The sequence below is a fragment of the Candidatus Aeolococcus gillhamiae genome (genome assembly GCF_016464765.1).
In the GTDB taxonomy this organism is placed as follows: Bacteria; Chloroflexota; Dormibacteria; order Aeolococcales; family Aeolococcaceae; genus Aeolococcus; species Aeolococcus gillhamiae.
On sequence record NZ_JAEKNS010000085.1, the window covers coordinates 1 to 4,361 of the forward strand.

Below are 4,361 nucleotides of genomic sequence, written 5' to 3' on the forward strand. Positions count from 1 at the left end.
GTCAGACAGCGAACCATCTCGCGCTGTTCCGCGGATAGCGACGGACGGGCGCGGACGGCCGCATCGACCACCGCCTCCGACGCCGGTGCCGGCCGCCGCTCCACCACGTAGAGCCCGTTGTCGAGCTCGAGCGTGACCTCACGCTCTCCGCGAGCGATGTGCCGTCGCGCGTTGCGCTCACGACAGCCCTCGATGACCTCGCGTTCGGTGGCCAGCATCTCTTCGGTGGTGAAGCGACACTCGTCAGGAACAGCAGGGACGACCCGGCCTGAGGCGACACGGATGACGGACCGGCTGCCCGGCGCCGGAGTCGTCCGCTGTGCCAGCACTGCTGGAGCGGCGAGGAAGACGTCCGCGGCGGCCTCGACCGCGGCCGCGTCCCCAGCAGGGCCGAGCCGCTCGCAGAGAGCGCGGACGACATCGCGCCGCGTGAAAGTGCTCGAGTGCGCGGTGAGCCCGGTGGGCGACACGAGCTCCGCGAGGGCCTTCGCCACGTCTGTGTCCGTGAGCCGCTCCGCCGACTTGTCGGCGCGTCCGACGATGCGGACCATCGTCTCCGGAGCCAGCCCCAGTGCAGCAGCTCGGGAGCGCCACTCCGGCAGCAGGCCCTCGGGTTGGACCTCGTGGTCCTTGGCCCGGCGGGTGTCGAGCGTGGCCACCTGGGCCGCCTTGGCGCTCGACTCACCGCGCTCTGCCATGCGGGCGAGGATCTGACTGCGCCGTCGACTGAAGGCGCGGATGACGTCGGCGGAGATGCCCTGGATCTCCGCGGTGCCCCGCATCACTGGGGTCCAGCACACTCCGAGCCGGCGGCTCAGCTGAGCGCGCAGCTCCGCTTGGTACAGGTAGCAGGCCGTCTTTGCGTGGGTGTAGAGGAGCCGCCCATCCAGCGCGCCCCAGCCTCCCTGCCCGTCGCGAACGAGGTTGGCGACCAGCACGTGGTGGTGGAGGAGCGGGTCACCGGCCCGCGAGGTGCGGTGCTGGAAGGCGGCGGCAACAAACCCCTCGCCGCGCACCCGCACCATCCCGCCCTCGCCGCGCCGCCGGCCGAAGGCCGCCTCGCGCTCCAGGTAGCCCAACGCGGCACGGACCGCCTCCTCGTGGGCCGACTTGACATCGCGCGACACCTCCCCCTCGCCGAGGGCGAAGAGCAGCGAGACGCTCTTCGGAGCCCGGAAGGTGAGGTCGTATCCGGGCAGACGCTCCCGACCTCCCTGGGCGTGGCTGAGCGGCTCACCGTTTGCCGGATGCGTGCCACCGAGAAGGCGGCGAAGGTCGTCGCCGCTCACCTCCCCGCGCAGCGCGAGGGCTCGTGTCCCCGCTCCCAGCCATTGACCCGGTGCCTCGCCGGCGTGAAGGTAGTAGTCCTCCACGCCGCTGGCCACCGTCTCGAGGTAGTACTCGACGGCGTCGTGGCCCAGCTTGCCGATGTTCAGCATGGACACACCGGCAGCGGTGAGGTGTTGGCGGTGAACACCTTCCCAGGCTCGCAGGGCGAGCAAGTCTGTGCCTAGTTGATGTCGATACTGGCGTGAACTATTGTGGACAGCGGTGGAATGGACACTGAGTCCGGACATTGACGCAGACTGGAGGCATAAGGAAGCGAAGGGTATCGAGAGTGTCCAATCTGGAACTGAGGCGCTCCGCTTATGTCCTACGGTGGGCACGCGCGCGGGTTCTGAAGGGTGATGGAACAACGCGATCCGAATGGGGTACCCGCGATGAGTCACCCGATGCCAGAAGACCTGCGCAGCGTACGCATGCGGCCGCGACCGATCGGCGCGGTTGTGACCGGACACTGCCGACCGAGAGCTGCCGGCGCGCCGGAGGCTCTTGAGGCTGCTCACCGACCTCTCTGGGATGCCGCGTCCGGACGGTTCAATCCCGTCGCCCTCCGTGCCGCGATTGTTTGCCGTGGCTGGACGGTGCGCGACTTCGCCGCTTCGGCCGGCGTCAGCCGCGCCTGCCTGTACAACGTGCTCCGCCACCACGCGGCCAGCGACCGCACCGTGGTAAGGGTCGCCGCCACCCTTGCGAGCCGCGAGCCGCTCCACCTGTTGACAGCGCAATGAACGCGCCCAGCGACCTGTCCGGATACCGCCGAGCCACGGCACGGCCCGGCGTCGCGGCGACACGCCTGCCCATCATCGGCGGCCGGCCCACGCCGGACACCAACAAGAGGACGCCATTGCTGTTCGACGACATCGCGATCGTTCCGCCGCGGGAAAGCGGCCACGAGCCAGCCCGCGTCAGTCGCGGTGCGTAGGCCGACCGCTCCCGACGACAGCCGGACATCAGCGGACGCTCGCCAGGCGAACCTGCTCCCGCCGCGGTCGCCGGTCGGCAGCGAGTCCGATGCACAAACGTCGCCATCGCTGCCGCCGCTGCTTCTCACCGTCCGTCAGGTTGAGGCGGCCCTCCAGCTGGGTCGGACGCGGACGTACGAACTGCTGCGTTCGGGACAGCTGCCGACGCTGCGAGTGGGGCGTCTTATCCGGGTTTCCCGGGTCGCCCTGGAGGAGTGGATTGCGCGGCAGGTCGCCGCGGGCTGCGACTGACGGGGTGCATTCCTACGCCGGGATCGCCGCTTGCCCCACCCCGCTCCACTTGCCCAGTGCTTGCCGCGTGAACTCCTCGTAGCCACCTAGGAAGTCGAGGCCGGTCCCGAGCGCACCGGTCACGATGCCGAGACGGGCGAGGGCAGGCCGCCACTCGCGTAGTCGCCGCTGGATCTCCGCAGCGCGCGCCAAGGGCGACATATCCGGCAGTTCTGACGCGTCGAGGATGCCAACCATGATCGGCAGGACGTCGGGCCACGGCCAGGACCGCTGCCAGTCCGGCTCGGTCCCCACAAGCGCAACGAGATCACCCCGTCGGCCAAGCCGGAACACGCGCAGGTTGCGCGCCCCCGCTTCCTCCAGCAGTCCGCCGCGCTGCAGGTTCTCGAGCGCTTCGGCGACCGCATCCTTGCCAAATGCCGCCAAGGCTGCTACCTCGCTGATCCCCATGAACCGGTGCCCCTCGGCGAGCATCACCCGGAGCACCTCGGCGCGCGCCGAGACGCCCCACAGCGCTCGGAGCCGCAGCTGGATCAGCGCCGGACGCGCCAGCTCGGGCTCGGCGGACCGGCCGGTGGCCGTGAACGCGCCCGGCGTCGTCGCGCCAGGCCAGTTGAGCCGCGAGTTCGCGTTCACCGTGGCCGCGAACGTGCCCAGGGCGCGTCGCGTGGTCGAGTCGGCCGCACCCGCCAGGTGCTTGAGGCGAACGGCGGAGGCGAGCCGGCCATTGGTCACGCACCAGTCGAGCGCCTCGTCGGTCAGTCGGGCATCGAGAGGTGCCAGGCGAGCGGTGGCGACGATCAGCGCCTCGAGGTCGACGGCGACGTCCTGGTGGTGGCGCTCCCAGCCGCTCAGGCCCAGCTCGGTCCACAGGCTCCACAGTGTGCCCAGGACGAGCTCGCGCATCTCCTCGCTATAGGTCGGCATCGTCGACTCCGAACAGGCGAAGCGCGGCCGCGAGCTCCTCGCGAAAGGCGGGGGACGAATCGTGCGTCCGCGCCCAGCCCGCGGCCCCGCGGAGCTCCTCGGGCGACGGCTCGAGGGCCCGCAGGTCATCGACATGCTTGCTCCCCGGACCCTGATCCACGACGGCGTAGAGCTTGAGGTAGATCTGGTCGTGGCGGCTCGCGAGGTGGAGGGTCAGGGCACCGAAGCTGCGGACCTCGGCGCGCTCGGCGAAGCCCTCGGGCAGCCCGAAGTCCAGCAATGCCGCGGGCCCGGGGTTGAGCCAGTGGGGACCGATGCCGAGGACGTCGCCGATGTCGCGCACGGCCTCCACCAGCGGTTCCGGCAGGCTGGCCGCCGGGATGTACTTGCCGGCCTCAACGGTCGCCACGATGTCGAGATCTCTGGTGGCACGTGTGATGAGACCCAGCAGCACCAGGCTGCTCCCACCCACGGCCACCAGTTCGTAGTTGAGCTCGCGAGCTGCGAGGGTCTCGGAGAGCGCCGCCAGCGCTTGGGTTACGTCAAACATGCGGACATTATACCGGCGTATCGCCGGTATTACACCCGCCTCCCACCCGCCCATTTGTTGCCATTTGGTTGCCCATGTTGCCGACCCAGGGCGTCACGAGGCGGCACGCCGCACCGCCGGCATGCCCGATTTCGAATACAGAATGGCTCGCGGCGACACGTGGCAACCCCCCGAAAACACCCCCGAATCGCCCTCTCAAGGCGGAGATCATCGGTTCGAATCCGATACGGGGTACCAGAAACTCAGTCCTGACAGTGAGATCATCGGTTCGAATCCGATGCGGGGTAGGTGTTTTCTCAGCCGGCGTTCGATGCGACGCTGAGCTG

General features: G+C 69.5%; 5 protein-coding genes. 2 read left to right on the forward strand and 3 right to left on the reverse strand.

All coding sequences use genetic code 11. The annotated features are described in order from the left end of the window. A partial coding sequence (gene mobF, locus JF886_RS08510; protein ID WP_337311489.1) for a MobF family relaxase occupies positions 1-1,502 on the reverse strand: 1,502 nt, incomplete at its 3' end. A gap of 566 nt (positions 1,503-2,068) precedes the next feature. On the opposite strand from mobF, the gene JF886_RS08515 reads away from it, so the two are divergent. Both JF886_RS08515 and JF886_RS08520 read left to right on the forward strand, forming a co-directional pair. Beyond that, positions 2,069-2,266: a hypothetical protein gene (locus JF886_RS08515; protein WP_337311491.1), complete on the forward strand. Its 198-nt coding sequence runs from the start codon at positions 2,069-2,071 to the stop codon at positions 2,264-2,266. Further along, positions 2,259-2,558, forward strand: coding sequence for a helix-turn-helix domain-containing protein (locus JF886_RS08520; RefSeq protein WP_337311493.1), 300 nt, complete (start codon positions 2,259-2,261; stop codon positions 2,556-2,558). Before JF886_RS08515 ends, JF886_RS08520 begins: the two co-directional genes overlap by 8 nt. Before the next feature lie 12 nt (positions 2,559-2,570). Here the strand turns inward: JF886_RS08520 and JF886_RS08525 are convergent, their stop codons facing one another. Together JF886_RS08525 and JF886_RS08530 are read right to left on the reverse strand one after the other, a co-directional pair. Further along, the gene (locus JF886_RS08525; protein WP_337311494.1) at positions 2,571-3,485 is read right to left on the reverse strand and encodes a hypothetical protein; all 915 of its coding nucleotides are present in this window, start codon (positions 3,483-3,485) and stop codon (positions 2,571-2,573) included. After that, positions 3,472-4,035 carry a DUF6036 family nucleotidyltransferase gene (locus JF886_RS08530; RefSeq protein WP_337311495.1) on the reverse strand — a complete coding sequence of 188 codons (564 nt, stop codon included), beginning with the start codon at positions 4,033-4,035 and terminating at the stop codon, positions 3,472-3,474. Before JF886_RS08530 ends, JF886_RS08525 begins: the two co-directional genes overlap by 14 nt. Positions 4,036-4,361 lie beyond the last annotated feature (326 nt).